Here is a 25,424-nt window from a genome sequence, read left to right as displayed (position 1 = left end):
CATGAGCAGCACTAAATTTATATTAGGATGTTTTGATGACCCGGACAATATGATGCACGGGATTGAGAAACTACAAAAAAGCAGTATCCCTATTTATGACGTTTACACCCCAATGCCAATCCACGGTATCGAGGCTAAATTAGGCGTTAAGGAATCACGTTTAGGTTATGCAGCATTTTGCTTTGGCTGCCTGGGTGGTTCAGTGATCTTTAGTATATTATATTATACGCTGGTGCATGACTGGCCATTAAACGTAGGTGGTAAACCCCACTTTGCTATGCCAAACTTTGTACCCTTTACCTTTGAGTGGACTATCTTGTTCTCGGCCTTTGGTATGGTGTTTACATTTTATGCCGCAACTCACTTGTTTCCGGGCCGTGCTCCGCGCGTAATGGATTTGAGAGCAACAGACGACCGCTTTGTAATAGCCATTGATGCTAAAGGTAATGTACCGCATGATGATATAACCCGCTTACTGGAAGAAGCTGGTGCAGTTGAAGTTAAGCATAACGAAAGGAAATATGTTAGCTATGAGTAAAATAAGAATATTTGGTGCAACAATAATGGCTGTTGCTGCAACGATTGTAGCTACATCCTGCAAAGATAAAAGAAGCACCGGCTGGCAATATGCTCCGAATATGTATGAGCACATTGCACCTGAATACGATCAACCGAACAAAAACTTTAAAGACGGTAAAACCGCACAACTACCTCCTGCAGGTACAGTGCCTGTTGGCTTTACCCGTTTCGATTATCCAAATACAAGAGCTGGTTACGACCAGGCATCTGTTGAGGTGAAGAACATGCTTGCACAAACGCAGGCAAACTACGCCGAGGGTAAGAAATTATACGAGTCGTTCTGCTCACCTTGCCACGGCATGACCGGTCAGGGTGATGGTACAGTAACCCAGCACGGTTACCCGCCGCCGCCTTCGTACTCAAAAGGAACATCTTCTCGTGGTGGCGCCATGAAAGATCTAAATGACGGTAAAATTTACCATACTATTACTTACGGTGTAAACGCAATGGGCTCATATGCCTCGCAGCTGGCACCAGAAGAGCGCTGGAAAGTAATTATGTATGTTCACCATTTGCAAACCTTATAATTTTATAGCTTAAATGAGCACTCATCAACATAGTTTTAACGAACGTTTTGAATTTGCCGGCAAAGCTAAAACCTTCAGCCTTGTAGGTATTGTAATAGGCATTGTAGGTGTACTAGCAGGCTTTTTCGGAGGGGAAAAAGGCATTCAAAACACTTTCTCTAATCTACTGCTTTCAAGCTACTATTTTGTAGGCGTTTGCGTAGCTGGTGTATTCTTCCTGGCTTACCAGTACATGGCGCAAGCCGGCTGGTCTGTTAGTTTCTTACGTATTCCGCAGGCATTTGCCCGTGCTTTAGGTGTAGCTGTTGTCATATTATTAATAGTGGTTGGCGCCGGTTTGTTGGTAAAACATCCCGAAATGCACGAAGGCCATAAAGTTATGGCACCTTATCTGTACGCGCACTGGGCTACTCCAGGCTTGTCAGATCCTAAAAGCGAAATTTATGATACCATCATCGCTGGTAAGTCGGCTTTCCTTAACGTGCCTTTCTTTTTTGGTACTTTAATTGTATTGCTGGGTCTTTATACCTGGTTTGGTAGCCTGCTAGTTAAATATTCAAATAATGAAGACGCGTTAGGCGGCATGCTTAACTATAACAAAAGCTTCAAAATTTCGGCTATCTTCTTAACTATTTTCGGTTTTACCTTTCCCATATATGCCTTTGGTGCTGTTATGTCATTAGAAGCACATTGGTTTTCAACTATGTTTGGTTGGTATAACTTGGCTGCAGTGCACGTAAGTGGTTTAGCGGTAATTGCATTAACGTTAATTATCCTAAAAGAAAACGGTTACTTCTCTTGGGTTAATGAAAGCCATTTCCATGATTTGGGTAAACTGATCTTTGGTTTCTCCATCTTTTGGACCTATGTATGGTTTGCGCAGTTCTTCCTTACCTGGTATGCTAACATCCCAGAGGAAAGTGTGTACTTCTATAAACGTTGGGAGCCTGAGTACAAATGGTGGTTCTGGTTAAATATTATACTAAACTTCCTGGCACCATTGTTACTGTTGATGAAGAACGATAGTAAACGTTCAATGAACAGAATGAAAATTGCGGCCATCATTATCATCATCGGTCACTGGCTGGATTACTACCTGATGATTATGCCAGGCACTATCGAAAAAGAGCACATGTTCGATTTGGTAGAGTTTTTACAAGACATGGCAATTTTTGCAGGCTTTGCAGGTTTATTTACCTTCGTGATGTTGAACGCTTTAAGCAAGTTCGAATCGCTTATTCCTAAAAAACACCCGTTCCTGGAAGAAAGCCTTCATCACCACATTCAATAATTGCTTACCTTTGCAAATCATTATAGAATTCCAAATCATCGATAAAAATGGCATTCAAGCATCTAATAAATTATAAAAAGTTCTTATCGCTGGTAGCGATGGTGCTGCTGCTAGGTACTAACCTGGTGATGGCGCAAACTGCCAGCTCAAATGCTACCGCTACCGATAGCGGCGACACTTCATCGCAATCGGCTGGTATGTGGAGCACTGTTGGTTACTACGCGCTGTTATTTTTAATAGTTTGTATTGTTGTAGCTATTGTAGGCAAAATATTGAAGGTTTATGACCTCACCTTGCAAATGCAGGGTAAAAAGGGCATAAACTGGAATAATGTAATGGCCGTTGGCTTCCTGATTTTCCTGGTTGCAGGTTTGGTGGGTGTGTACTACTCATTTACCGTACATGGCAGCATGATTTTAGGTGATGCTTCCTCTGTACACGGTAAAACGCTGGACACAATGTTCTGGACTACCTTCCTGATCACCTTTGCGGTATTCCTGCTTACACAGTTCTTATTGTTCTTCTTCGTTTTCAAATACAAAGGGTCTGACAAACGCAAAGCTTACTATTACCCGCACAATAATACTATTGAAAAGATCTGGACTGTTGCTCCGGCAATTGTTCTGACCATACTTGTAGTATTTGGCTTCTTAACCTGGCGCAAAATAACCAACACGGTTGATGCCAAAGGTGAGCCAGCATCTTTAAATGTTGATGTAACCGGTCACCAGTTTGCCTGGGAGCTGCGTTACCCAGGTAAAGACGGCAAATTGGGCAAAAAGAATATTAAGCTGGTTAGCGGCACCAACAAACTGGGTCTGAGCTACGACGACAAGAACAGCTTTGATGATATACAGGCAGATACATTAATGTTACCTGTAAACAAGTCAGTTCGCTTAAACATTATTGCACAAGATGTAATACATAGTGTTTATATGCCAAACTTCCGTGTACAAATTAACGCTGTACCTGGTTTACCTACCTACTTCAAATTTACGCCAACTAAAACTACAGCCGAAATGCGTTCTGAGTTGGATCAGCCTGACTTTGACTATCGTTTGTATTGCAACAAAATTTGCGGTGGTAGCCACTTTAACATGCAGAAACTGGTTGTTGTAGTTAGCCAGGCCGAGTATCAAAACTGGCTTGCCAGACAAAAGCCTTACCTAAGCTCTGAATTGAAAAAGGAACTTAAGTTAGCTGACAACCCGCTTTACAAGCAATCACAATTACAAAACCGATTAGCGTCAATTAATTAATCAAGAGATAGCGATTATGTCAACATTAGCAGTTCAGGATCACGGCGTAGGACATCATGATCACGATCACGAACATCACCATAACGAAACTTTCCTGACGAAGTACATCTTCAGTCAGGATCACAAAATGATAGCCCGGCAATTTTTAATTACCGGTATCATCATGGCGGTTATTGCCATGATACTGTCTATCCTTTTCCGTATTCAATTAGCCTATCCGGAAAAAGCGTTCCCTTTACTGGAAACTTTATTAGGTCGTTTTGCTCCGGGCGGACGCTTGGATACCAACTTCTACCTGTCGTTAGTTACTATACACGGTACCATCATGGTATTCTTTGTATTAACTGCAGGTTTGAGCGGTACCTTTAGTAACTTGTTGATTCCATATCAATTGGGAGCACGTGATATGGCATCGCCTTTCATGAACATGCTATCTTACTGGTTGTTCTTTGTAGCAAGTGTGATCATGATGGCGTCTTTCTTTACCGAAAAAGGTCCGGCCGGTCCAGGATGGACGATCTATCCGCCGCTATCTGCCTTACCTAAGGCAATGCCGGGCTCAGGTGCCGGTATGACTTACTGGTTAATCAGTATGACCTTGTTTGTTGCTTCACAGCTTTTAGGAGGTATCAATTACATTAGTACTATCCTAAACATGCGTACAAAAGGTATGGATCTTTGGAAAATGCCTTTGACTATATGGGCTTTCTTCCTTACTGCTATCCTGGGTGTATTAGCGTTCCCTGTACTTGTTGCCGGTGTTGTTTTACTGATTTTTGACCGCAGCTTTGGTACTAGCTTTTATTTATCAGACATAGTTGTTCAAAACCAGCAAACTGCGTTTGAAGGTGGTAGCCCAATCTTATTCCAGCACTTATTCTGGTTCCTGGGTCACCCTGAAGTATACATCGTAATTATGCCGGCTTTAGGTATATCATCCGAAGTTATTGCAACCAACTCACGTAAGCCAATCTTTGGTTATCATGCCATGGTTTACTCCTTAATTGGTATTACAGTTTTGTCGTTCATTGTATGGGGTCACCATATGTTCGTAACGGGTATGAATCCGTTCCTGGGCGGTGTGTTCATGATCACCACATTGATAATTGCGGTACCATCGGCTGTAAAAACATTTAACTACTTAGCTACCCTATGGCGCGGTAACATCCGGTTTACGCCGGCCATGCTGTTCGCTATTGGTTTGGTTTCTTTCTTTATCTCAGGTGGTTTAACAGGTATTTTCCTGGGTAACGCTGCGTTAGATATTAACCTCCATGATACTTACTTCGTGGTAGCTCACTTCCACTTGGTAATGGGTTCGGCGGCTATTTTCGGTATGCTTGCGGGTGTTTACCACTGGTTCCCTAAAATGTTTGGCCGTATGATGGACACTAAATTAGGATACCTGCACTTCTGGTTAACCTTTATTGGTGCTTACCTGGTGTTCTTCCCAATGCACTTTATGGGCTTGGATGGTGTACCACGTCGTTACTATTCATTTACTGAGATTGAATCGTTGAAACAATGGGTGTCTGTAAATACATTCATCACTTGGGCGGCTATTCTGTCGGCGTTAGCACAAGTGGCTTTCTTATGGAACTTCTTTTACTCGATCTTCTTCGGTGAAAAAGCGCCTCAAAATCCATGGAACTCTACAACATTGGAGTGGACTACACCAGTTGAACATATTCACGGTAATTGGCCTGGCGAAATTCCAACGGTTTACCGTTGGCCGTATGATTATAGCAAACCTGGCCATGATGAGGACTTTATCCCTCAAACTGTGCCTTTCTCACAAACATTAAGCTCTAACTTGCCACACGATTTTGAAGACAATCCGGTAAAATTAGAGTCGCATAAAGACTGGGTTGAAAAACCAGGCGAAGTAAAAAAATAAGAATTTAACATTCTGATGATTTAGGGTATCTGTATCGGAAGTATTTCCTAAACAGGTACCCTAATTTTTTAGCACATAAATGAGTAAAACAACAAACAAAGCAAGATTCAGACAAACCTCCCTTATCGCTATTGTTTTGCTTTTTGTTTTGATACTTGCCGGAGGTGTTGTTCGCAGCTCCGGGTCGGGTATGGGCTGCCCGGATTGGCCTAAATGCTTTGGCCGCTATATACCACCTACCGATGCCAGTGAACTACCGGCTGATTATAAGCAAGCTTATGTAGCTAAACGAGCTGCCAAAAATCAGCGGTTTGCCAAAACGCTTGATGTGTTTGGCTACAATGAACTGGCTAACCGCATACGGCAGGACAAGTCGATACTGGTACCGGAGGAATTCAACGCCGCCCGTACCTGGACGGAGTATATTAACCGCCTTGTAGGCGCCTTATCTGGTGTGTTTTTGTTATTAGCTGCTGTATTTTCTTTCAGTTATGGTGCCGATAACAAATGGATACCTATACTCAGTATTGTAAATTTAGTTGTAATCATTTTTCAGGCTTGGCTAGGATCTATTGTGGTTTCAACTAATTTAGTTGATTGGATTGTGACCGTGCATATGCTGCTGGCGCTGGTTATTTTAGGTTTAACCATTTATACCTACCACCTGGCTAAGGTGCACGGTAAACCATACATTAACACTAAACCGTTAATCAAGATTATTGCCGTAGCTGCGGTTTTACTAAGCGTGCTACAAATAACCTTTGGTACCGAGGTTAGAGAAAAAATTGATGAGGTTGCCGATCATTACCAGGGTGTTTACCGCGAACAATGGGTTGAAAAAGCGGGGCAGATATTTAGTACACACCGCGATATGGCTTTGCTGGTTGTGGTATTTAACGTGATGCTTTATGCGCTCATTAGGCGCAACTTTAATAGGCATTCGGTACAGCAGCAGCTCATGAGCTTTATATTTTTGATGATTGTGCTGCAAATAGGCGTGGGAATAGCCTTATCATACTGGGCCTTGCCACCGGTTGCACAAGCGTCACACATTGTGCTGGCCAGTTTGGTGTTTGGTGCACAATTTTACTTATTGCTGAACTTTACACGTTCGGTTAAATATACGGAGGTACGTAAATGAGCTTTTGGAAAGACTTGATAAAGCTGGTTAAGTTCAGGCTTACCTTCCTGGTAGTATTCTCGGCGTCAATTTCCTTTTTAATTGGTAGCCAGGTAAATGGCTTTGTAAACTGGGTTAATTGGGCAAAATTAATTGTAGGCGGCTTTCTGATCACCGGTGCGGCCAACGGCTTTAACGAGATCATAGAAAAGGACCTGGATCGCCTCATGACACGTACGGCTGACCGCCCTCTACCGTCTGGACGAATGACTAACGGACAAGCACTAGTACTAAGTCTGCTTATGGGCATCTTTGGTACCTATTTGCTCGGAAGCCTTAATTTGTTAACCGGTTTTCTGTCGGTTTTTGCTATTATATTATACGCTTTTGCTTACACGCCGCTAAAGCAAAAATCGCCAATATCGGTTTTTGTTGGTGCTATACCCGGTGCGTTGCCACCGCTAATTGGCTATGTTGCGGCGTTTGTACATCCAAAGATAGACCAGGTGGCGTTGATATTGTTCGGTATACAGTTTATCTGGCAATTCCCTCATTTTTGGGCTATTGCCTGGGTGCTGGATGATGATTACAAATTGGCCGGGTTCCGATTGCTGCCTACCGGCAAGCGTAACCTTATCAGCGCAGTAATAACTTTTATATTTACACTGGTATTGGTGCCGGTAAGTTTACTGCCAACCTTCTATGGTTATGGCGGTTATTATGTAGGCGGCGTATCGTTAGTTTGTAGTTTAATATTTTTGTATCAGTCGTTTATGCTGATGCGTACACTCGAGATTAAATCGGCCCGGCAGTTAATGTTCGGTTCATTTTTATACCTGCCTGTGGTGCAGTTAATGTTTTTGTTTGATTTTATAGTGAAAAAGTAATGATGGCTCGGTTTCAACAAGATAGAGATAAGTTAGACTTAACCCCCAAACGGTTCAATATGTGGCTGTTTGTGTTTTCGTCGTTTATGTTCTTTGCAGCGCTTACAAGCGGTTTTATTGTTTATATTGGTGGTAAGGGGCATGCAATGCTCGTTAAACTACCTATTGAATTCCTGTACAGTACAATAGTTATTGTATTGAGCAGCATAACCATGTTTGTTGCTTCGAGAGCAGCAAAACGCCTGCAGTTTAAAACGCAGCAAACCTTCCTTTGGATAACCCTGTTCCTGGGGCTTGCCTTTTTAGGGTTGCAGGTTTACGCATGGTATGTACTGGCTTTTGTGATGAAGGTGTTTTTCGTGAACCCCAACGCATCGCAATCTTTTATATATGTATTCTCAAGCATGCACTTACTGCACATTTTAGGCGGATTGGTGTTGATTATTATAAGCCTTGTAAGTACATATCGCAAAACACCACAGGTGATAAATTTGTTCCGTATGGAGATGTCCTCAATTTTTTGGCATTTTCTCGATATTATATGGATTTATCTCTATGTTTTTTTACTTTTGAACCAGAATTAATCATCCTACACAATAAGTACAAATGAGTACAACAGCGGTTACATCACCTATAGATGAAGTGAAAACAACGCCATGGGCTGGCGGACGGTCGCCGTTTTCGGTTGAATACGGCAAAATGATGATGTGGTTTTTCCTGTTATCAGATGCATTTACTTTTTCATCCTTATTAATTGCTTACGGCGCATTGCGTTTCAGCTCAACCAGCTGGCCTGCTGCCGATCATATCTTTCAATCCGTACCCGGAATGATTGAGCACGGCGCTCCATTAGTGTTCGTTGGTTTAATGACGTTTATCCTCATTATGAGCTCGGTTACTATGGTACTGGGTGTTGAGGCCGGACACCGTGGCGCACGTAAAGAAGTTGCAGGCTGGTTAATTGCTACCGTTATTGGCGGTTTCATGTTCCTGGGCTGCCAGGCGCTGGAGTGGCAGCACTTATTCCATGAAGGTTTTAACTGGGGTAAAATTCCTCACGAGATAAAAGAGTTTTTCCCTGAAGGGGTAACACCATCAGCTGTTTACACACAACAGTTTGCAAACCTGTTTTTCACCATAACCGGTTTCCATGGTTTTCACGTATTTAGCGGTGTAATCATTAATATCGTTATCCTGATCAATGTGCTGGCTGGTACTTATGACCGTCGCGGAAGCTACCTGATGGTTGAAAAAGTAGGCTTGTACTGGCACTTTGTGGATTTAGTATGGGTATTTGTGTTCACCTTCTTCTATTTAGTATAATTACAATTTAATCTGATTTTAAACATGTCATCAGAAACACATACAGAACATCACGAAGATCATGCAGCGCATGATACCATGACCCGTAAAAAAATCTGGCAGGTATTCTTTGTACTGCTGGGTATTACGGCTATAGAGTTTTTTATAGCGCTTTACATGGTGCCTCATGAGATCATCAAAATAAATGTCGCTAACCCAATATACATCGTTTTAACTTTAGCTAAGGCGTTCTACATTGTTGCTTACTTTATGCACTTAAAGTTCGAAAAAGTGGGCTTAATGTATTCTATACTGGTGCCAACGCTGTTTATCATCGGTTTAATACTGGTGCTAACCAACGAGAGTCACCACTGGGTTGACTTAAGGTTTTGAGAGGTTAAATGAACGACCTGCCATTAAAGGTAAAAAAATTGATAATCCTGGTGCTCATTTTAGCGGTACCGGGATTTTTCTATTATTTACTAACCGTAAAAGGTAAAAACCGGTACAAACCTTTACCGCATTATGGCCCTAAACAAGTGGCCAAAACCGGTCATAAATTTCATGGTAAATATATTCCGGATACTATTTACCACACCATTGGCAACTTTAGTTTAACTAACCAACTAGGTAAGACCATATCATCAAAAGATTTTGAAAGCAAGGTCTTTGTGGTTAATTTCTTTTACTCCAATGGTCCTGCGTTAGTAGGTGCTATGGAAAAGAACATTGACCGCCTCGCCGGCGCTTATCGCAAAAACCGTATGGTTAAGTTTGTAAGCATCACGGTCGATCCTGATCGCGATACTCCGGACGTGTTATTAAAGCATGCTAAAAAGCTGGGCTATGCTGCCGATAAGTGGATCTTTTTAACCGGCGACACTAGTACTATTTACCCGCTTGCCCGCAATGGCTTTTTAGAGAACGCTGTTAAAAGCGGCGGCCAGTTCATATTCAGCAACAAGCTAATTTTGATTGACGCCGATAAACACATACGAGGTAAGTATGACGGCGCCTCACTACAGGATGTAGTTAAGCTGAATGACGAAATTAAAGTACAGATAGCAGAAGAACTGCGCAAGATAAAAGCTCCTAATTAATGAATGTTACTGATAAATTTATATTCCGGTTTGTAGCCGGCATATCCATATTTGTATTTGTTGTAGTTGTAATACTTAACCGTAAGGTACTGCCTGCCCCGGCCGTACCGGCCCATTGGCTGTATTTCTTTCCAAAACTCAATGCAGTGCTTAATGGTACATGTAGTATACTGCTCATGATCTCATTATATTTAATAAGGCATAAACAAGTTGTGTGGCATAAACGCGTTAATATATTAGCATTTTGCTTATCGGCTTTGTTCCTGGTATCGTACATATTGTTCCACTGGCTGGGGCACGATACCATGTTTGGTGATATTGACGGTAATCATGAACTGTCGGATATGGAAAAGGCGGCGGTAGGTAACCTGCGGTACTTTTATTACGCTATATTGATAACACACATTATACTGGCAGCGGTTGTATTACCTTTAATACTGCTTAGTTTTTACCGTGGTTTACAAATGCAGGTTGAAAGGCATAAGAAGCTGGTAAGATGGGCATTCCCGGTGTGGTTTTATGTAACCGTTAGCGGCGTAGTGGTGTATATGATGATTGCACGTTATTACAATTTTTAGACAAAGAATTAAGTAATTTTGGACCGATGAAGAGCGCAAAGATTTTATTCTACAGCTTGTGTTTGGGCTTGATGCTGTTAGGTATACAGCCGGCTGCTGCACAATGTGCCATGTGTTCGGCCACCGCCGAGGCCGGCGTTAAAGATGGTAATACCGAAGCCAATGGCCTCAACAAGGGTATATTATATTTACTGGCTGCCCCCTATATTGCCGTTGCCGCAGTAGGTTACGTATGGTATAAAAAGTACCGCCGTAAGAATGTGGAAATGAATATGGGCAAAGAGAAATTTCATTTAAACTAAAACAATCCGGTTAAAGCCGGATTTTTTTTATAAACCAGTTTACCTATGGCACAAACACCACAATTTACTGCAATGCTACAGGCAAGGTGCCCCCGGTGCCGAAGGGGCAAGATGTTTAAAGGTGCTATGTACAGCTTTGGCGGTAACAGCATGCTGGAAGAGTGCCCGCACTGCGGTCTGCACTTTGAGATTGAGCCAGGGTACTTTTACGCAGCCATGTATGTAAGTTACGCCTTTAACGTGGCCGAAGCAGTTACCATTGCTTTTATAACCTATTTTTTAACCGGAAATATGGAGTCGCCCTGGTTATACCTCAGTGTAATACTGGGTGGTGCGTTTTTGATGGCGCCGTTTAATTACCGTTATTCAAGAGTTATTTTATTATATTGGCTGTCGCCCAAGATACACTACCAGCCCTATTTAGATACTGATGATCTATCCTGATACTTTTAAATTTTTAACAGATCTGGTCCGCAATAATAATCGCGAGTGGTTTCAGGCTAACAAGGAACAGTATGATAAAGCACACGCAAATGTACTAACCTTTACCGATGAGCTGATTACCGAATTAGCAAAGGCTGATACCGGCGTCGATGCCAAACTCAACTCCAAAAAATGCGTAATGCGCATTTACCGTGATGTGCGGTTTAGTAAAGATAAATCACCCTATAAATCACATTTTGCTGTAGGCAGGTTAACCCAGCATAAGGTAGTTGAAATTGGTTTTTACTTGCAAATAGAACCCGGAAAATCTTTTGTAGCCGGTGGCTATTGGCTGCCTCAGGGCGAACACTTAAAAGCCATAAGGCAGGAAATTGACTACAACGCCGCCGAATTTAAAGAAATTATAGACGCGCCAACGTTCAAAAAAAATTTTGGTGAGTTCAGGGACCAGGAAAAGCTGAAGACCCTGCCGAAAGGGTATGATGCTGATAACGAAAATATTGAACTGCTCAAATTAAAAAGCTTCATCGCTTATCGCGATTTGACCGATAAAGAGCTTACCGGCCCTAATGCTGCAAAAAACATAGCTGCCTTATGCGCCCAAATACATCCGTTAAACATCTTTTTAAATAACGCTATTAACTAAATACGCAACATACCTGTATCATCATGAAAATTAAGTATCTTTTATTAGCCCTTACTATGGGGATGGCATTGCACTCGTGTAAGGTAATGTCGCCTAAGGCATATAAAGCGCTTGTAGCCGGTCGTGATTCGCTGCAAAGTCGCACCACAAACTTGGAAACCGAGCTGGCACGCCTGCAAAGTGATACCGCCCGCTTGCACCGCGAACTGGCCGACCTGCAACGCAACTATAATGCGCTAAACAGCAGCTACAATGCCAATTCAACTCAATTAAGCAAAGTATCAGGCGACTTGCAAAAGCGTGAGGCCCGCCTGCGTGAGGTTGAAGAAATTTTACGTAAACGCGATGAGGCTACAAATGCGTTAAAAAATAAACTGCAGCAAGCGTTGCTGGGCTTTCAGCAAAGCGGCCTTTCGGTTGATATCCGTAATGGTAAGGTCTATGTATCATTAACCGACAAATTGCTTTTCCCTTCAGGTAGTATTGTGATTGATGAGAAAGGTAAACAAGCTTTAAAGCAACTGGCTGCCGTTTTAAATAAGGAGGCCGATATTAACCTGGCTATTGAAGGTCATACCGATAACCAGCGTGTGGTAAACCTTGGCCAGATCAAAGATAACTGGGACTTGAGCGTACTACGTGCTACATCGGTAAGCCGCTACTTAACAGAGGTTGAAAAGATTGATCCGCATCGCATTACGGCTACGGGTAAAGGTGAGTTCCAGCCAATTGACCCGGCTACAACTACCGAGGCCCGCGCCAAAAACCGCCGTATAGAGATTGTACTGACACCGAAACTAGATGAACTGTACAATTTGATTAGCACACCTGCAACAAAGTAGGTACTTAAGAAAGCATAACCCTATGTCATTTCGAGCGTAAGCGAGAAATCTTTGTACAGCGACATTGCATCGATGTACCAGGCTTCTTATTACAGCTCGAGATGACATTTTTTTTGACACTGTTGCGAATAGAATCAAAAAATTTAATCCAGTAACCTATCGTTAATTATTTCGTGTAAAGAAAGCGACAAATTTCAACCTTTTTTGTTAGTACTTACATATGAAGACTTACGCGATCCTTTCCGATATTCACGGCAATTCATTGGCCTTACAGGCGGTATTGAAAGACATTCAATTAAAGCAGGTAGATACTATCATTAACCTGGGCGACCATGTTTTTGGTGCGTTAGAGCCTGAGGTTAGCGCAAAAATTATACAGCAGGTTAATATGCTGTGTATTAGCGGTAATACCGACCGCGAAATATTGGAGAGTCTGGATAAACCGTCGGAAAAGGAGAACATGGAAAGGGTTAAAGCCGACTTGTCGGTACAAACGATTAACTGGCTGAAGAATTTGCCCACAACCGCAATTTGCGATGACCTGTTCTTTGTTTGCCACGGCACGCCCGAAAGCGATAACGAGTACTTTCTGGAGAAAGTGACAGCCCATGGCGTATTTGTTTATAACGACGAAGAACTAATTGAAAAGACAAAGTACATTAAGCAACGCATTATTTTGTGTGGCCACTCGCATGTTAACAGGGTGGTATATCTTTCTAACGGAAAAATTATACTAAATCCGGGTAGTGTTGGGTTGCCCGCTTACTTAGGTAACGGGGAAAATCGTTTTGCCATGGAATCAATGACACCACATGCAAAGTACGCACTTGTAAGGGCTGATGGTGACTGTGTTTTTATTGAACAAGTGCTTTGCCATTATAATTGGCAGCGGGCTTCTAAGGCAGCGCTATTAAACGGCAGCGAAAAGTGGGCGCAGTTTTTATTGCACGGCCGTATGCCCAAGGATTTACGGGTAGCTTAAGGAGCAACAGCATGAGTAGCAGTAGCAGTTTGAAGGGTAAACCTGAGAAAAACTGCTGCTGCTACCCGAACTGCTACCGATTAAAACGGACTATTAAAGTCTTCGAAGCTTGGTAATAACTCGTCTTTGGGAGAAAGCAATACTTCTTTCGTATCTATACCCCAGCCAATAGCTAATTTGGGGTCGTTCCAAATTACACCAATTTCAGATTCTTTGTTGTAAAAGTTAGTTACTTTATAAGTGAAGATGGTATTATCTTCCAAAGTTACAAAGCCATGCAAAAAACCTGGCGGAACCCAGAACTGTAAATGATTGGTACCACTCAGTTCAACTGTTACATGCTGGCCATAAGTAGGTGAATTTTTACGGATATCAACCGCAACATCCAATACCCGGCCCTGCAGCACACGTACCAGCTTGCCTTGAGCAAAAGGATCGGCCTGCCCATGTAAACCTCGCAGCGTACCCTTTTGAGAGAACGACTGGTTGTCTTGTACAAAATCGGCTGTAATGCCGGCCTCTGCAAATTTTTGTTTGTTAAAGCTTTCGTAAAAGTATCCGCGGTCATCCGGAAAAATACGGGGTTCAATAATCAACAGTCCCTCAATGGCTGTGGTGGTAACTTTCATGTGATGGAAATATATATTTAATTGACAGATTTCATTAAGCTGTTAAAAAGCACATAGCGGTTTTCAAACTGCTGGTGGTGCCGGGTATGCAGATGGTGTAAATGCCGCTCTTTAAACAATTGATACTTTTGTATATCGTCGGTTAGATACTGTATGCAGTAAGTAACTCCCTCATTAGGCGAGTCGAGCACCTGTAGTATTTGGTGGCCGGTAAAATAGCCGGTGGCCAGGGCGGCAGGCAAATGTTCTGTTTGCATCCATTGCAGCCATTCCTGTTCGGCACTGGCTTCAACTACAAACGTTTCGTTATAAATAATCATCGGTAGCAAAAATATAAATTATGAAGCGCTATCAGCCTTATCGCCCCTTAATATTCTGAAATGTTTACGGGCGTTCCCAATCCATACACTGCCCGGGTAATCGGTAATAATTTTTTGAAAATACGTTTTGGCCGCTTCCTTGTCATTAAGCTGTTCTTCATAAATGGTGCCCAGCATGTACACCGCATCATCGGCCCAAAGGTCGGCAGGATGATTAGCCACAATCTCCTTTAAATTTACTGCAGCAGCCTGGTATTCCTTCTTTTGCAGAAATAACCGTGCCTTGGCCATCAATATATCATCCTGTAAGGCATTGCCTGGAAATTTCTTGTCAATACTATCCAGTGTAAGCATAGCTTTATTGGGCTGCTCAGCAAAAATCAGCAGATCGGCCCGTGCGTACATTTTTAAGGCGTTGCCAGCGGTGTCGGCCACCAGGTTATCGGCTATCAACAAGGATAAATTAAGGGCATCATTAGCGATTAGTTGTGAGGTGGCAGCTTTTAGAACGTTCAACTGCCCTTTAGCCCATTTAAAATCGCCGGTGTAGTAGGAGAGTTTAGCATTGCGGTAGTTAGCATCCTGCGCCATCGGCGTGCCGGCGTACGCCTTTTCTACCTGGCTGTAAATCAAGGTAGCTTCCCAGGGCTGGTTGTTTATCAGGTAAACATCGCCCAAATCCAGCTTGCAACCGGCCATCAGCTGCGGGCGCAGGGTTTTAATGTTTACCGCTTCTTCGAGCAATTTTTGCGCTTCATTAAGCTTGTGCAGTTTAAACGCTTGCAGGTTAGCCAGCTTTTGCATGGCAAAGGCCGTATTGGCTGTACGGCCAAATTCGGTCAGTAAATCAGTGTAATCTTTTTCCAGACTCAGCAAATCTTCTTGTACGTACTTGCCGGATGTTATCTTCAGGTTCTTGGTATTAACCAGTTCTATTTTTGAAGGTATATAAAGCTCATCGGTACGGGTGTTTTTAGTGAGGAGGTATTCATAGCCTCGTATAGCGGCATCATAAGCACCGTTAGCTACCAGCGTTTGGCAAAGGTCAAATATATCATTACCGTTATTGCTTTGCCTGCGGTTAAGCGCTATAGCCTGGTTTAACGCCTGGTCATATTCTTTTTGTTGCAGGTACTGCCAGGTAAGCAAATTGGTATAAATAATTTGCTGCGGGTCTTTTTGCAGGCGTTTTAACAGGGCCACACGCAGCAAGTCGTAATCGGCCTCGCCCTGGTACACGGTAGCCAGCGTATTTTGCGCCTGGTTAAAGTACATAGGATTTACCGTGAGCAGGTTCAGGTATTCTTCAGTTAAAGCGGCTTTATCGCGTTTTATGCGGTAAAGGCTGATAAGCTCCATGGCAAACAACTGCTCGTTTTGTAGTTGCTTGCGGCCTTGTTGTAGTATTTTTATGGCCAGGTCAAAGTTTTCGGCCTGGTAAAACTGGGTGGCCAGGGAACTGATAGCACCGGGCTGGGCGGGCAGCTTTTTAACCAGATCGCTGTATACATCGTTAGCTTTATCGGCACGGCCTTGTTCAGTATAAATTTTACCCAGTGTTATGGCATACTGATTTTCTGCGGGATATTTGCGCATCATTTTTTTAGCTGCGCTTTCGGCCTCATCAAACTTCTTTAAGCCAATGAGGTTATCCGTGTACAACGAAAAGTAAGTTTCGTTATCCTGCTTATAAAGCCGCTGGTAAATATCGGCCGCTTTCTGAAGTTCGCCGTTTGATGTATACTGCCTGGCCAACTGCAGATCATTATCCTGCGCATGCAGGCTTGTGGATAATGCCAGGAGTAAAACAATAAGCCAAAAGCTATACTTCATGTTACCAAAAATAATAAATTGCGGGCGTAGCTAGTTATATCTTTACCAATAGTTTATGCCTTTACTAACGGGTAAAATTATAGTGACATTGTTAAGCAGACAATATAATTTATCTAATTTGACCTGATTGAAAAAGCAGGAGACTGATTACACTATGTTAAGCCGTTCAAAGTTTGTGCTCATATTGCTGATACTCGCGCTGGCGTTTTCGTGCCGGCAAAAAGAACAGAGGCAGATTCCGATACGTGATTTTTTTAAAACGCCAGAGAAAAGTTTCTTCAAAATATCGCCTGATGGTCAGTACTTATCTTACCTAAAACCATATAAAGATAAGCAAAATCTGTTCATCCAGTCGCTGGCCGATGGTAAGGAGCGAATGGCTACCTCATTTACCGATAACTCAGTCCGCGATTACTTTTGGACCTACAATAACCAACTCGTATTTAACCAAGATTTAACCGAGGCCGATGAGTTTAAAATGTATGCCCTGGATGTAAACACACTGCAAACCCGTACGCTACTTACGCAAACCAAAACCCGTATTAAGTTGCTCAACCGTAGCCGTAAACAGCCAGATGTGGTTACCATTATTATGAATAAGCGCAACCCTGCCAATTTTGACGTTTATCATCTGAACATTAAAACCGGAGCGCTTGACCTGTATATTCTTAACCCGGGCAATATTACCGAATGGTACCCCGATAATGATGGTAAGATACGTTTAGCAAAAGCATCAGACGGGGTTGATGAAACCATATTATACCGGGCAAATGAGCTTTCGCCGTTCAAAGCCATTATTAAAAATAATTTCAAAAACCGGGTAGATCCTATAGCTATAACTTTGGGTGGAAAATCTTTCTACGCCGTATCTAACGTGAACAGGGATAAAACAGCGTTGGTTGAAATTAATGCCGAAAACGGCCGCGAAGAGAAAGTGGTTTATGCAGGCAGCAAGGCCGATATAATGGATGTTGGTTACTCGCGCAATAAGCACCGCCTGGAGTATGCGGGTTGGGAAGACGATAAACCACATAAGTATTTTCTGAACAATGAAGCCAAGAGCATTTATACCGATCTGAAGCAAAAGATCAAAGGCGGCATTATTCGCTTTGTTGACCGTGATACGGCCGAGGCCAAGTACATCATTAATAGCTATACCGATCGTAACCCGGGTACATATTATATGTATGAACGCAGCGGCGGCAAACTAACCCAGTTAAGCAACTTAAATACCAGCATAAAACCGGGCGAGCTTTGCGTAATGAAGCCCGTGGCTTACAAAGCCAGTGATGGGATGCTGATTAACGGCTACCTTACGTTGCCACTAGGTGATAAAGCAGAAAACTTACCGCTGATAGTGATGCCACACGATGGGCCATGGAGCCGTAATGTTTGGGGCTATAATGCCGAAGTGCAGTTTTTGGCCAACCGGGGTTACGCCGTGTTTCAAGCTAACTACCGGGGTTCTACCGGTTACGGCAAAGCGTTTATGAGTGCCGGTTTTAAACAGGTGGGTGGCAAAATGCAAAGCGATTTGAGTGATGGCGTGAAATGGCTTATTGACCAAAAGATTGCCGACCCTAAAAGGGTGGCCATCATGGGGGCCCGCTTTGGTGGATTTTCGGCCTTGTACGGTATCTCGTTTAATCCCAAACTTTATAATTGTGCGGTGGTGCAGTACGGGCTTATTAACTTTTTTACTTATCTAAAAGATATACCTCCGTTTTTTAAGCCACGCCTTCAAATGACTTATGAAATGGTGGGCAATCCCGAAACAGATGCCAAAATGTTCAGGGATATATCACCGGTTTTTCATACCGATAAAATTAAGGCTCCTTTACTCATCTTTCAGGGTGCCAAAGACCCACGGGCTAACATTAGTGAGATTAACCAGTTTGTGCGCGAGCTGCAAAAGCGTAACGTACCAGTTGAGTATGTACTTAAGGAAAATGAACGTATGTTCTTTAAAAGCGAGCATAACCGTATGGATATGTACGAAAGGATTGAAAAATTTTTGAATAGCAACATGAAAGTTAAGCCCTAACTTATCATGCCCATGAAAGCGCATAATACAGTTTATCAAAAAAACTTCTCGCTTATTGCAGCTTTTTTGATTCTTATATCCATTACTTTAGTTGTAGCGCTGGTTATTGCTTACAACTTTACCTACCGGTATGTGGAAAATGAATTCAATTCGCGCAAATTGGATGTGCTGGAACAAACTATTAAGCCCTATAACGATTTTTTTCAGAACCGCATACCCGAAATAACCTCTTATCAAGGCTTTTTGGATTCATCATCTGCGGCCAATTATGCCCGTTCGGTATTTCAGGATTATCCATTTGTGAAACTGATCAGGTATGATGAGATAGCTATTGGCAGCCGGGCTGGCAGCGGTATGGGCATATCGGTTAAAGCTGTTTATGAATACCAAACCGGTAAGAATGGTATAATTGGAGCCAGGCAGCGTGTAAATGCCGACGATGTGGATTTTAGAACCATGGCGGCCAAGTTTAATTACTACATCGTTCAGGCTGATACTTCACGCGTGCCCAGTCAGGATGAAGTATACCGTACCTTTTATGATGTAAGACCCAGCAAGATCAGCTACCTCAACATCCCGCGTCGCGAAGACATAAAAATTTACCGCGAACTGCAAAAGGGCAGAAATACGGCCGCTTACTATAAGCATAACATGATGACGTTTATGCTGGATGTTTACACCATAAAGCTCAGAAATACGCATCCGGAGCTGTATCAGCATATATCTGTGCAACCTGTAGTGTACGATCCGCTGAATAATGATAAAAATGAACTGCGAACAGAGGTAGCTTTCCCGGGTGCGTTTGCCGATTATAAGTTATACTTCCGGTCGGCTAAAGGGCATTTATCGGATGAGATTAACCGCCGGTTCATGCCAACCGGCGCCATTGTACTGTTGATTTATGTTTTTTTGGTTTTAATAGGCTGGCTTATTTACAGGAACCTTAACGTTAACCTCAAGCTGTTCAAGCTTCAGTACGACTTTATTAACAACTTTACACACGAGTTTAAAACACCGGTGAGCGTAATAAAAATAGCCGGCTCCAACCTGCGGGGCGAAGGCGAACTAACCGAGCGGCAACGCAAGCATTACGGTAAAATACTGGATGAGGAAGCCGATAAGCTAAATGAGCTGATGAACAAACTGCTTTCGTTTACGCAGATCGAGAACCGGTCTATCAAGTTGAATAAGGAGGAGATTAATCTGGACCAGTTTGTTCAGAAATACATCAATACTTTTAGCATTAAGTATCCTGATTTTGAAATGGGGTACAAGGTTGAGGGTATTTATAACTTTTATACCGACCCGGTGCTGATGGGTAGTATTTTTCAAAACCTGATAGAAAATGCTTATAAATATTCTAATCCCGGGCAAAAAGAGTTATTTATAAGTATTGGTTACGAAAAGCGTAATATTGTTTTTTCGTTTGCCGACAAGGGTATTGGCATACCTAAAGACGAGATTAACAATATATTTAAAAAGTTTTACCGCATCGAGAATCAGTATAACCAGAACGGAAGCGTTGGCCTGGGTTTGGCTTTTTGTAAAGAACTGGTTAACTTTATGAACGGAGATTTGCAGGTAAAGAGTAAAGTAAATGAAGGCTCAGAGTTTATAGTAACCTTGCCTTACGAAAATTAGATCATGAACACAGAAATTAAGATTGCCCTGGTTGAGGATGACGAGAACTTACGCTTTTTGGTAGCGGAGCGTTTAGAGAGCGAAGGTTACAAAGTACTGGAGGCTGCTAATGGTAATGATGCCGAAAAGATAATACTCGAAAATACACCTGATATTGTATTGCTGGATTGGATGCTGCCTGGCATACAGGGTTCTGAAGTTTGCAGCAATATACGCCAAAAGGGTTTTGATAAGCTGGTAATTATGATGACGGCCAAGGCGCAGGATATCGACAAGATCGAAGCCTATAATTTCGGCGTGTCCGATTATATCACCAAACCATTCAATATGGATGTACTGGTGGCCATGATTGATAACAAGATCAAATTCTCACTGAACAACGATAAATCCGAAGTGCACCGCTTTGCCGATATGGAGCATCATCCTAATACGCACTTGCTGGTAAAAGCCGGTAAAAAAGTTGAGCTGACCATTCTGGAAAACCGCATTTTGCTTTACTTTCTGAAAAACAGAAACAAGGTAATTAACCGCGAAGAGCTCATGATGGAAGTATGGGGCTACAACGCTGATGTAAATACCCGTACGCTTGATATGCACATTGTTCGCTTACGCAAAAAGATAGAAAACAACCCCGATTCGCCGCAGTACCTGCAAACTGTTAGAGGAGTAGGGTATAAGTTTGCTTACGAATAGGGGAGGTTCCGTGAGAGATGATTGATCATCTCTCACAGAGCTGTAACGTCTACTTAAAAGCGCTTATACACACTGCTCAATATAAACTTTCCGTAAAAAGTTTTCTTATCTATCGCTTCATACTCATAGCGCTTAAAGCATGCTTTTACATTGGGGAGTTGCCTTACTTCTACGGCACTCCATATTTTAAAAAAAACATACATCGTTGTTAGCATTAACCTTTGCCATAAAGGGCCGGTAAGCTGAAAATCGGTGTTCAACCATAAGCCCCGTGGCTTTAGATGCTGGTGTATCTTGGAGAAGGCAAACGATAAATCCTGTTCAGAAAAATTATCAAAAAGAAAGGCTGTTATCACAACGTCAAAAGGTCGATCAAGACTATAGTGCTGTATATCTGCTTCAATAAAATGCACCTCGTTTTGGGCGGTATTTCTTTTACGCGATAGCGCTAACATATTGGCCGAAATTTCGATGTAAGTAATCTGTAAACCTGCAGGGTGTAAGCGGGTAAGGCTTTCCAGTATTTCGCCTGTTCCGCCGCCAATGATCAGGATGTTGCTTTGAGGTTCGATGAGCTTCAGAAAATATTCTTGCGCGCTCATTTGCGCCTGCCCAAATACCAGTTTTGATAAGCGCTCGTAAAACCAGGTAGTGTTATCATAGTTGGCAGCCATATTAAGCAAGCTTAAATACTACCAGCGCTACGTATTGCAGTATTAGTACGCCATCCAAGTAAAAAAAGTAGTAGTACTCGTTACGTTTCCAGGTCGATTTAAAAATAAGCCAGCCGGTTAATATGGCTACAGCTGTTAATGCGTAAAAATCGCTCGTGATCCGGTAGTTGCGAAGCAGTAACAGCAACAGGATGTGCCCGGCCAGTAGGAACTGGCAAAATAAATAAGCCTTTTTTTCGCCAAAAGCTACCGGGATGGTTTTTAAGCCGGCTATACGGTCCTGAAAGAGATCGCGTATGTCAAAAGGAACCGTAAGGGCGGCAATGAACAGGAAGCGTTTGGCTAAAATGATCCAGGTGCTGCCGGCCGGTATGTAGGCATGCGTTGTATCTTGTGCCTCAAATATAGGCAACAGCACACAGCTTAATGTCCAAACCAGGGTAATTAATATAGCCTTTAAGCCCGGTACATTTCTAAGGCCAGATTTACGCCCTTTGTTGGCAAATAAAGGCAAGCCATACCCAAAGGATAATGCCGCCAAGCCTATCAATAATATTTTTGATGAAGTGGCTAACAGGAAGAACAATGGAATTAAAGACAGCAAAGCAGCAATGGTGATAGTAACCATTAAGTGATGATGCTTGAAAAACCAGCGCACTCGCTTATAAGGTGAGTTTTGTGGCTGCTTGGGGCGGATAATTAATATGCAGAAATTATACAGCCCTAACGTAGACGCAAAGAGCAAGGCCAGTACAGGGTACACCGGCTTGGCGCCTACAATATGAAAAGTAACCAGCCCCTGCGCTACGGCACAAAGCGCCATAAACACATTGCTAAACAGCAAAGCATCAAAGGCGGCTTGTACAAACTTTTTCATTATTGATGCAATGATAAGCAAGCCGCTTTTGTTTAGAAAGAAATTAAGGCGAAAAGTATCTTTTATTAAGATTTATGTTGTTGTGGATCAGGTCCGGCCTTTAATTCAAAAATAGTAATCTCCGGCAAAATACCTACCCGGCCCGGATAACCTAAAAAGCCGTAACCAACATTTACGTACAACTGCTGGTTGCCCTCATGGTACAAGCCGGCCCATTCTTTATAAACAAACTGGATAGGGCTCCACTGAAAATGTTCGGTTTGTACGCCAAATTGCATGCCATGCGTATGGCCCGAAAACATCACGTCGACCTGCGGATAATGTGGTAACACCTGTGCTCGCCAGTGCGAAGGGTCATGCGAGAGGAGGAGCTTAACCGGTAAATCGTCGGTATTTTTCAGCGCCTCGTCCAACTTGCCGTATTTAGGGAAACGGCTTAAGGCTCCCCAGTTCTCTACTCCTAAAATGCCAATTTCTTCGCCATCTACTTTTAGCCGGCGGTTTTCATTTCGCAGCAAATCCCAGCCCATATTTTTGTGAGTAACCAGCAAATCGTTAAAGTTTTTTTGCTTTGCGGCTAAGCTTGGCCAGTCTTTGTAATCACCATAGTCGTGGTTGCCCAGGCTGGAGTAAACGCCCAGGGGAGCTTTCACTTTGGCAAAAATGTCTTGATAATTACGCATTTCACTGCTCACAGTATTGACCAGGTCGCCAGTAAAGAAAATAAAATCTGGCTTTTCGCCTAATAACATTTCCACTCCGCCTAAAACAGCTTTTTTATTGTAAAAGCTGCCCGAGTGGATATCTGACAGTTGCCCCAGCTTTATGCCGTCGAAAGCTTTAGGCAAATGAGGTAAGTAGAGTGTGCGCCGCTTTACCTGGTAATTGTATACACCGTTCACAATGCCATAAGTTAAACCAGCCAGCGGCAAAGATCCGGCAATTAAACCGGCCTTCAACAAAAACTCCGACCGCGTTATATTATCGGGCTTAGGCTGGCTTGCCGGAAACTCGGGCTCGGGCTTATGGCGTTTGTGTGCCCACCAGAGCGATAAGCGACGTATATCGTCAACCAGTAAAAATGGTAAAAAGCATACTTTGCAAAACAGGGTTAAAAAGAAAAGCAACAGCACAGCACCTTTAAAGCCTAAATTGAATTTTAGAAACACACTGGCTATTACACCTGCAACCAGCAGTAATGAGAATACCCAGTATAATACTAAAAAGCTTTTAGCCTGTATAAAGCGCCACTTTTTAAAGCCCTCGCGCAAGCCATTGGTGATATAAATATCAGCCAGGAGTAGGCCAATGCAAATTATAATTAAAGTAGGGGCTTGTCCCTGCATGTGATGGTATGAAATTATAAGTATCAAAACAGCCCCCTGCCTTTGGCAGGGGGCTGTGCAAATGTATTAAATTCTCGCTTCAGGAATACCTCGTAAAGAGGTATTAATAACGATCGTCATCCTGATCCAGATCATCTTCATCAGGCTGCATGTTAAACAGGCTGTCGAACATATCTGAAAATGCAAAACCGTTATCCAGAAAACCTTTGCTTACTTGTGAAAACTCAGCCAAGCCATGTAGAACAAATTCCATCAGCAGTAATTGCTGATTTTCGCTCAAACGCGGGTGGAACTGTTTGATGATATCTTTTAAGCCGGTTACTGAATTTAATGCTTTTTTGTACTCGGCCAGTGGTAAATCATCTACCAGCGATAGCGTATTGCCACTTGCAAACCAATTGATCACTTCGGCGAACGGATTTGCTTTTTTGCTCTTTTTTGCTTTCTCCGGATCCGGGAAATATTGCAGCAAGAGTGTTTTTACCGCTTTGCCTATCAGAATATTAGCCACTTTTGCAGGGCCTTCCAACTCACCCTCATACACCAGTTCTATTTTACCGGTTATGGCAGGTATAACGCCTAAAAAATCGGATATGCGTACGAAGGTATTCTTCTCCCCATTGATAATCATGCGCCGTTCGGCGTTGCTGATCAGATTCTCGTAAGCTGATATGGTTAAGCGTGCTGATACGCCCGACTTTTTATCAATGTACTCCGAGTTACGCGCCTCAAATGCAATTTGCTCAACTAGGTCTTTAACCAGTCCGTCGGCTTCTACCAAATTGCGCTGTTCGGCTGTAAGCAAAGCTTCCTGCTGGGTTATTTTGCGCGATATCTCAACCGTACGGGGGTAGTGGGTTAGTATCTGGCTTTCAATACGGTCTTTTAACGGCGTAACTATGGAGCCACGGTTAGTATAATCTTCCGGGTTGGCTGTAAACACAAACTGCAAGTCTAACGGCAGGCGCAGTTTAAAGCCACGAATTTGGATGTCTTTCTCCTGCAATATATTAAATAGTGATACCTGTATACGCGCTTGCAAATCGGGCAACTCATTTATTACAAATATGCCACGGTGCGCACGCGGTATTAACCCAAAGTGAATAACGCGCTCATCAGAGTAAGTCAGTTTTAAGGTAGCTGCCTTAATAGGGTCAACGTCGCCAATTAGATCGGCAACGGTAACATCTGGAGTGGCTAGCTTTTCGGTATAGCGCTCTGAGCGGTGTACCCATGCAATAGGGGTATCATCGCCTTTTGTTTCTACCTCATTGTGGCCGTACCATGATATAGGTGCCAGTGGGTCATCATACAATTCTGAACCGGCAATGTAAGGCACATATTCATCCAGCAGGTTTACCAGCAAGCGTGCAATACGGGTTTTGGCTTGTCCGCGTAAACCCAGTAGCAAAATGTTATGACGCGATAAGATGGCAGTTTGCAGATCTGGAATTACAGTATCTTCATAACCTATAATACCCTCAAAACCACCGTCTTTTTTTTGTAGCTGTGCTATTAAATTCTCTCTCAATTCTTCCTTAACCGACCGGCTGCGATAGTCTGTCTGTTTCAGCTGGCCAAGGGTTGTTATTTCAAGTAATTTGCTCATTC

The 25,424-nt window shown here is 42.8% G+C and carries 27 protein-coding genes; 20 read left to right on the top strand and 7 right to left on the bottom strand.

Annotated features, from left to right (window positions below; genetic code table 11):
- Window position 1: 1 nt before the first annotated feature.
- The 17 genes from ABDD95_RS17370 (at window position 2) to ABDD95_RS17290 (ending at window position 13,756) form a co-directional block, all read left to right on the top strand.
- Window positions 2–538, top strand: coding sequence for a DUF3341 domain-containing protein (locus ABDD95_RS17370; protein WP_345948606.1), 537 nt, complete (start codon window positions 2–4; stop codon window positions 536–538).
- On the top strand, window positions 531–1,106 hold the full coding sequence (locus tag ABDD95_RS17365) for a cytochrome c (protein WP_345948605.1): 576 nt from the start codon (window positions 531–533) through the stop codon (window positions 1,104–1,106). The genes ABDD95_RS17370 and ABDD95_RS17365 overlap by 8 nt, the downstream gene beginning before the upstream one ends.
- 13 nt (window positions 1,107–1,119) lie before the next feature.
- Window positions 1,120–2,397 (top strand): quinol:cytochrome C oxidoreductase, encoded by a 1,278-nt coding sequence (locus ABDD95_RS17360; protein ID WP_345948604.1) that lies wholly within the window; start codon window positions 1,120–1,122, stop codon window positions 2,395–2,397.
- A 47-nt stretch (window positions 2,398–2,444) separates the two neighbouring features.
- Window positions 2,445–3,656, top strand: coding sequence for a cytochrome c oxidase subunit II (locus ABDD95_RS17355; protein ID WP_345948603.1), 1,212 nt, complete (start codon window positions 2,445–2,447; stop codon window positions 3,654–3,656).
- A 16-nt stretch (window positions 3,657–3,672) separates the two neighbouring features.
- Window positions 3,673–5,553 carry a cbb3-type cytochrome c oxidase subunit I gene (locus tag ABDD95_RS17350; protein ID WP_345948602.1) on the top strand — a complete coding sequence of 627 codons (1,881 nt, stop codon included), beginning with the start codon at window positions 3,673–3,675 and terminating at the stop codon, window positions 5,551–5,553.
- 79 nt (window positions 5,554–5,632) lie between these two features.
- A complete protein-coding gene (locus ABDD95_RS17345; protein WP_345948601.1) occupies window positions 5,633–6,694 on the top strand; it encodes a COX15/CtaA family protein in 1,062 nt (353 codons plus the stop codon).
- On the top strand, window positions 6,691–7,560 hold the full coding sequence (gene cyoE / locus ABDD95_RS17340) for a heme o synthase (RefSeq protein WP_345948600.1): 870 nt from the start codon (window positions 6,691–6,693) through the stop codon (window positions 7,558–7,560). The genes ABDD95_RS17345 and cyoE overlap by 4 nt, the downstream gene beginning before the upstream one ends.
- Complete coding sequence (locus tag ABDD95_RS17335; protein WP_345948599.1) at window positions 7,560–8,144, top strand: cytochrome c oxidase subunit 3; 585 nt, start codon at window positions 7,560–7,562, stop codon at window positions 8,142–8,144. The genes cyoE and ABDD95_RS17335 overlap by 1 nt, the downstream gene beginning before the upstream one ends.
- Before the next feature lie 22 nt (window positions 8,145–8,166).
- Entirely contained in the window at window positions 8,167–8,883 is a 717-nt protein-coding gene (locus ABDD95_RS17330; RefSeq protein ID WP_345948598.1) for a cytochrome c oxidase subunit 3, read from the top strand.
- Window positions 8,884–8,907: 24 nt separating this feature from the next.
- Window positions 8,908–9,255 carry a cytochrome C oxidase subunit IV family protein gene (locus ABDD95_RS17325; protein ID WP_345948597.1) on the top strand — a complete coding sequence of 116 codons (348 nt, stop codon included), beginning with the start codon at window positions 8,908–8,910 and terminating at the stop codon, window positions 9,253–9,255.
- 8 nt (window positions 9,256–9,263) lie between these two features.
- On the top strand, window positions 9,264–9,962 hold the full coding sequence (locus tag ABDD95_RS17320; protein ID WP_345948596.1) for an SCO family protein: 699 nt from the start codon (window positions 9,264–9,266) through the stop codon (window positions 9,960–9,962).
- The gene (locus tag ABDD95_RS17315; RefSeq protein WP_345948595.1) at window positions 9,962–10,540 is read left to right on the top strand and encodes a DUF420 domain-containing protein; all 579 of its coding nucleotides are present in this window, start codon (window positions 9,962–9,964) and stop codon (window positions 10,538–10,540) included. The genes ABDD95_RS17320 and ABDD95_RS17315 overlap by 1 nt, the downstream gene beginning before the upstream one ends.
- A gap of 26 nt (window positions 10,541–10,566) precedes the next feature.
- On the top strand, window positions 10,567–10,842 hold the full coding sequence (locus ABDD95_RS17310) for a hypothetical protein (RefSeq protein ID WP_345948594.1): 276 nt from the start codon (window positions 10,567–10,569) through the stop codon (window positions 10,840–10,842).
- Window positions 10,843–10,887: 45 nt separating this feature from the next.
- Window positions 10,888–11,286 (top strand): DUF983 domain-containing protein, encoded by a 399-nt coding sequence (locus ABDD95_RS17305; protein WP_345948593.1) that lies wholly within the window; start codon window positions 10,888–10,890, stop codon window positions 11,284–11,286.
- Window positions 11,273–11,932 carry a DUF2461 domain-containing protein gene (locus tag ABDD95_RS17300; RefSeq protein WP_345948592.1) on the top strand — a complete coding sequence of 220 codons (660 nt, stop codon included), beginning with the start codon at window positions 11,273–11,275 and terminating at the stop codon, window positions 11,930–11,932. The genes ABDD95_RS17305 and ABDD95_RS17300 overlap by 14 nt, the downstream gene beginning before the upstream one ends.
- Window positions 11,933–11,955: 23 nt before the next feature.
- Window positions 11,956–12,774 (top strand): OmpA family protein, encoded by an 819-nt coding sequence (locus ABDD95_RS17295; RefSeq protein WP_345948591.1) that lies wholly within the window; start codon window positions 11,956–11,958, stop codon window positions 12,772–12,774.
- Window positions 12,775–12,994: 220 nt separating this feature from the next.
- Window positions 12,995–13,756 carry a metallophosphoesterase family protein gene (locus ABDD95_RS17290; RefSeq protein WP_345948590.1) on the top strand — a complete coding sequence of 254 codons (762 nt, stop codon included), beginning with the start codon at window positions 12,995–12,997 and terminating at the stop codon, window positions 13,754–13,756.
- Between the two features lie 80 nt (window positions 13,757–13,836).
- Here the strand turns inward: ABDD95_RS17290 and rfbC are convergent, their stop codons facing one another.
- From rfbC to ABDD95_RS17275, 3 genes are read right to left on the bottom strand one after another with little or no spacing between them, the layout of a single operon-like run.
- Window positions 13,837–14,385, bottom strand: coding sequence for a dTDP-4-dehydrorhamnose 3,5-epimerase (gene rfbC, locus ABDD95_RS17285; RefSeq protein ID WP_345948589.1), 549 nt, complete (start codon window positions 14,383–14,385; stop codon window positions 13,837–13,839).
- A gap of 17 nt (window positions 14,386–14,402) precedes the next feature.
- Window positions 14,403–14,705, bottom strand: a complete 303-nt coding sequence (locus ABDD95_RS17280; RefSeq protein WP_345948588.1) for a DUF4286 family protein — start codon at window positions 14,703–14,705, stop codon at window positions 14,403–14,405.
- Between the two features lie 18 nt (window positions 14,706–14,723).
- Window positions 14,724–16,538, bottom strand: coding sequence for a tetratricopeptide repeat protein (locus tag ABDD95_RS17275; RefSeq protein WP_345948587.1), 1,815 nt, complete (start codon window positions 16,536–16,538; stop codon window positions 14,724–14,726).
- A gap of 127 nt (window positions 16,539–16,665) precedes the next feature.
- Between ABDD95_RS17275 and ABDD95_RS17270 the strand changes: the two genes are divergently transcribed.
- From ABDD95_RS17270 to ABDD95_RS17260, 3 genes are read left to right on the top strand one after another with little or no spacing between them, the layout of a single operon-like run.
- Window positions 16,666–18,582, top strand: coding sequence for a S9 family peptidase (locus tag ABDD95_RS17270; RefSeq protein WP_345948586.1), 1,917 nt, complete (start codon window positions 16,666–16,668; stop codon window positions 18,580–18,582).
- A 12-nt stretch (window positions 18,583–18,594) separates the two neighbouring features.
- A complete protein-coding gene (locus ABDD95_RS17265) occupies window positions 18,595–20,223 on the top strand; it encodes a HAMP domain-containing sensor histidine kinase (RefSeq protein ID WP_345948585.1) in 1,629 nt (542 codons plus the stop codon).
- A gap of 3 nt (window positions 20,224–20,226) precedes the next feature.
- Window positions 20,227–20,916, top strand: a complete 690-nt coding sequence (locus ABDD95_RS17260; RefSeq protein WP_345948584.1) for a response regulator transcription factor — start codon at window positions 20,227–20,229, stop codon at window positions 20,914–20,916.
- Window positions 20,917–20,969: 53 nt separating this feature from the next.
- On the opposite strand, the gene ABDD95_RS17255 is transcribed toward ABDD95_RS17260, so the two are convergent.
- The 4 genes from ABDD95_RS17255 to ABDD95_RS17240 form a co-directional block, all read right to left on the bottom strand.
- Window positions 20,970–21,590 (bottom strand): class I SAM-dependent methyltransferase, encoded by a 621-nt coding sequence (locus tag ABDD95_RS17255; protein WP_345948583.1) that lies wholly within the window; start codon window positions 21,588–21,590, stop codon window positions 20,970–20,972.
- Window position 21,591: 1 nt separating this feature from the next.
- Window positions 21,592–22,467 carry a hypothetical protein gene (locus ABDD95_RS17250; protein ID WP_345948582.1) on the bottom strand — a complete coding sequence of 292 codons (876 nt, stop codon included), beginning with the start codon at window positions 22,465–22,467 and terminating at the stop codon, window positions 21,592–21,594.
- A gap of 65 nt (window positions 22,468–22,532) precedes the next feature.
- Window positions 22,533–23,813, bottom strand: a complete 1,281-nt coding sequence (locus ABDD95_RS17245) for a metallophosphoesterase (RefSeq protein ID WP_345948581.1) — start codon at window positions 23,811–23,813, stop codon at window positions 22,533–22,535.
- A gap of 103 nt (window positions 23,814–23,916) precedes the next feature.
- The gene (locus ABDD95_RS17240; protein WP_345948580.1) at window positions 23,917–25,422 is read right to left on the bottom strand and encodes a sigma 54-interacting transcriptional regulator; all 1,506 of its coding nucleotides are present in this window, start codon (window positions 25,420–25,422) and stop codon (window positions 23,917–23,919) included.
- Window positions 25,423–25,424 lie beyond the last annotated feature (2 nt).

It is taken from the genome of Mucilaginibacter sp. PAMB04274, assembly GCF_039634385.2.
In the GTDB taxonomy this organism is placed as follows: domain Bacteria; phylum Bacteroidota; class Bacteroidia; order Sphingobacteriales; family Sphingobacteriaceae; genus Mucilaginibacter.
The sequence above is the reverse complement of the archived record's forward strand: the minus strand, read 5'-3'. Positions and strand labels throughout refer to the sequence as shown.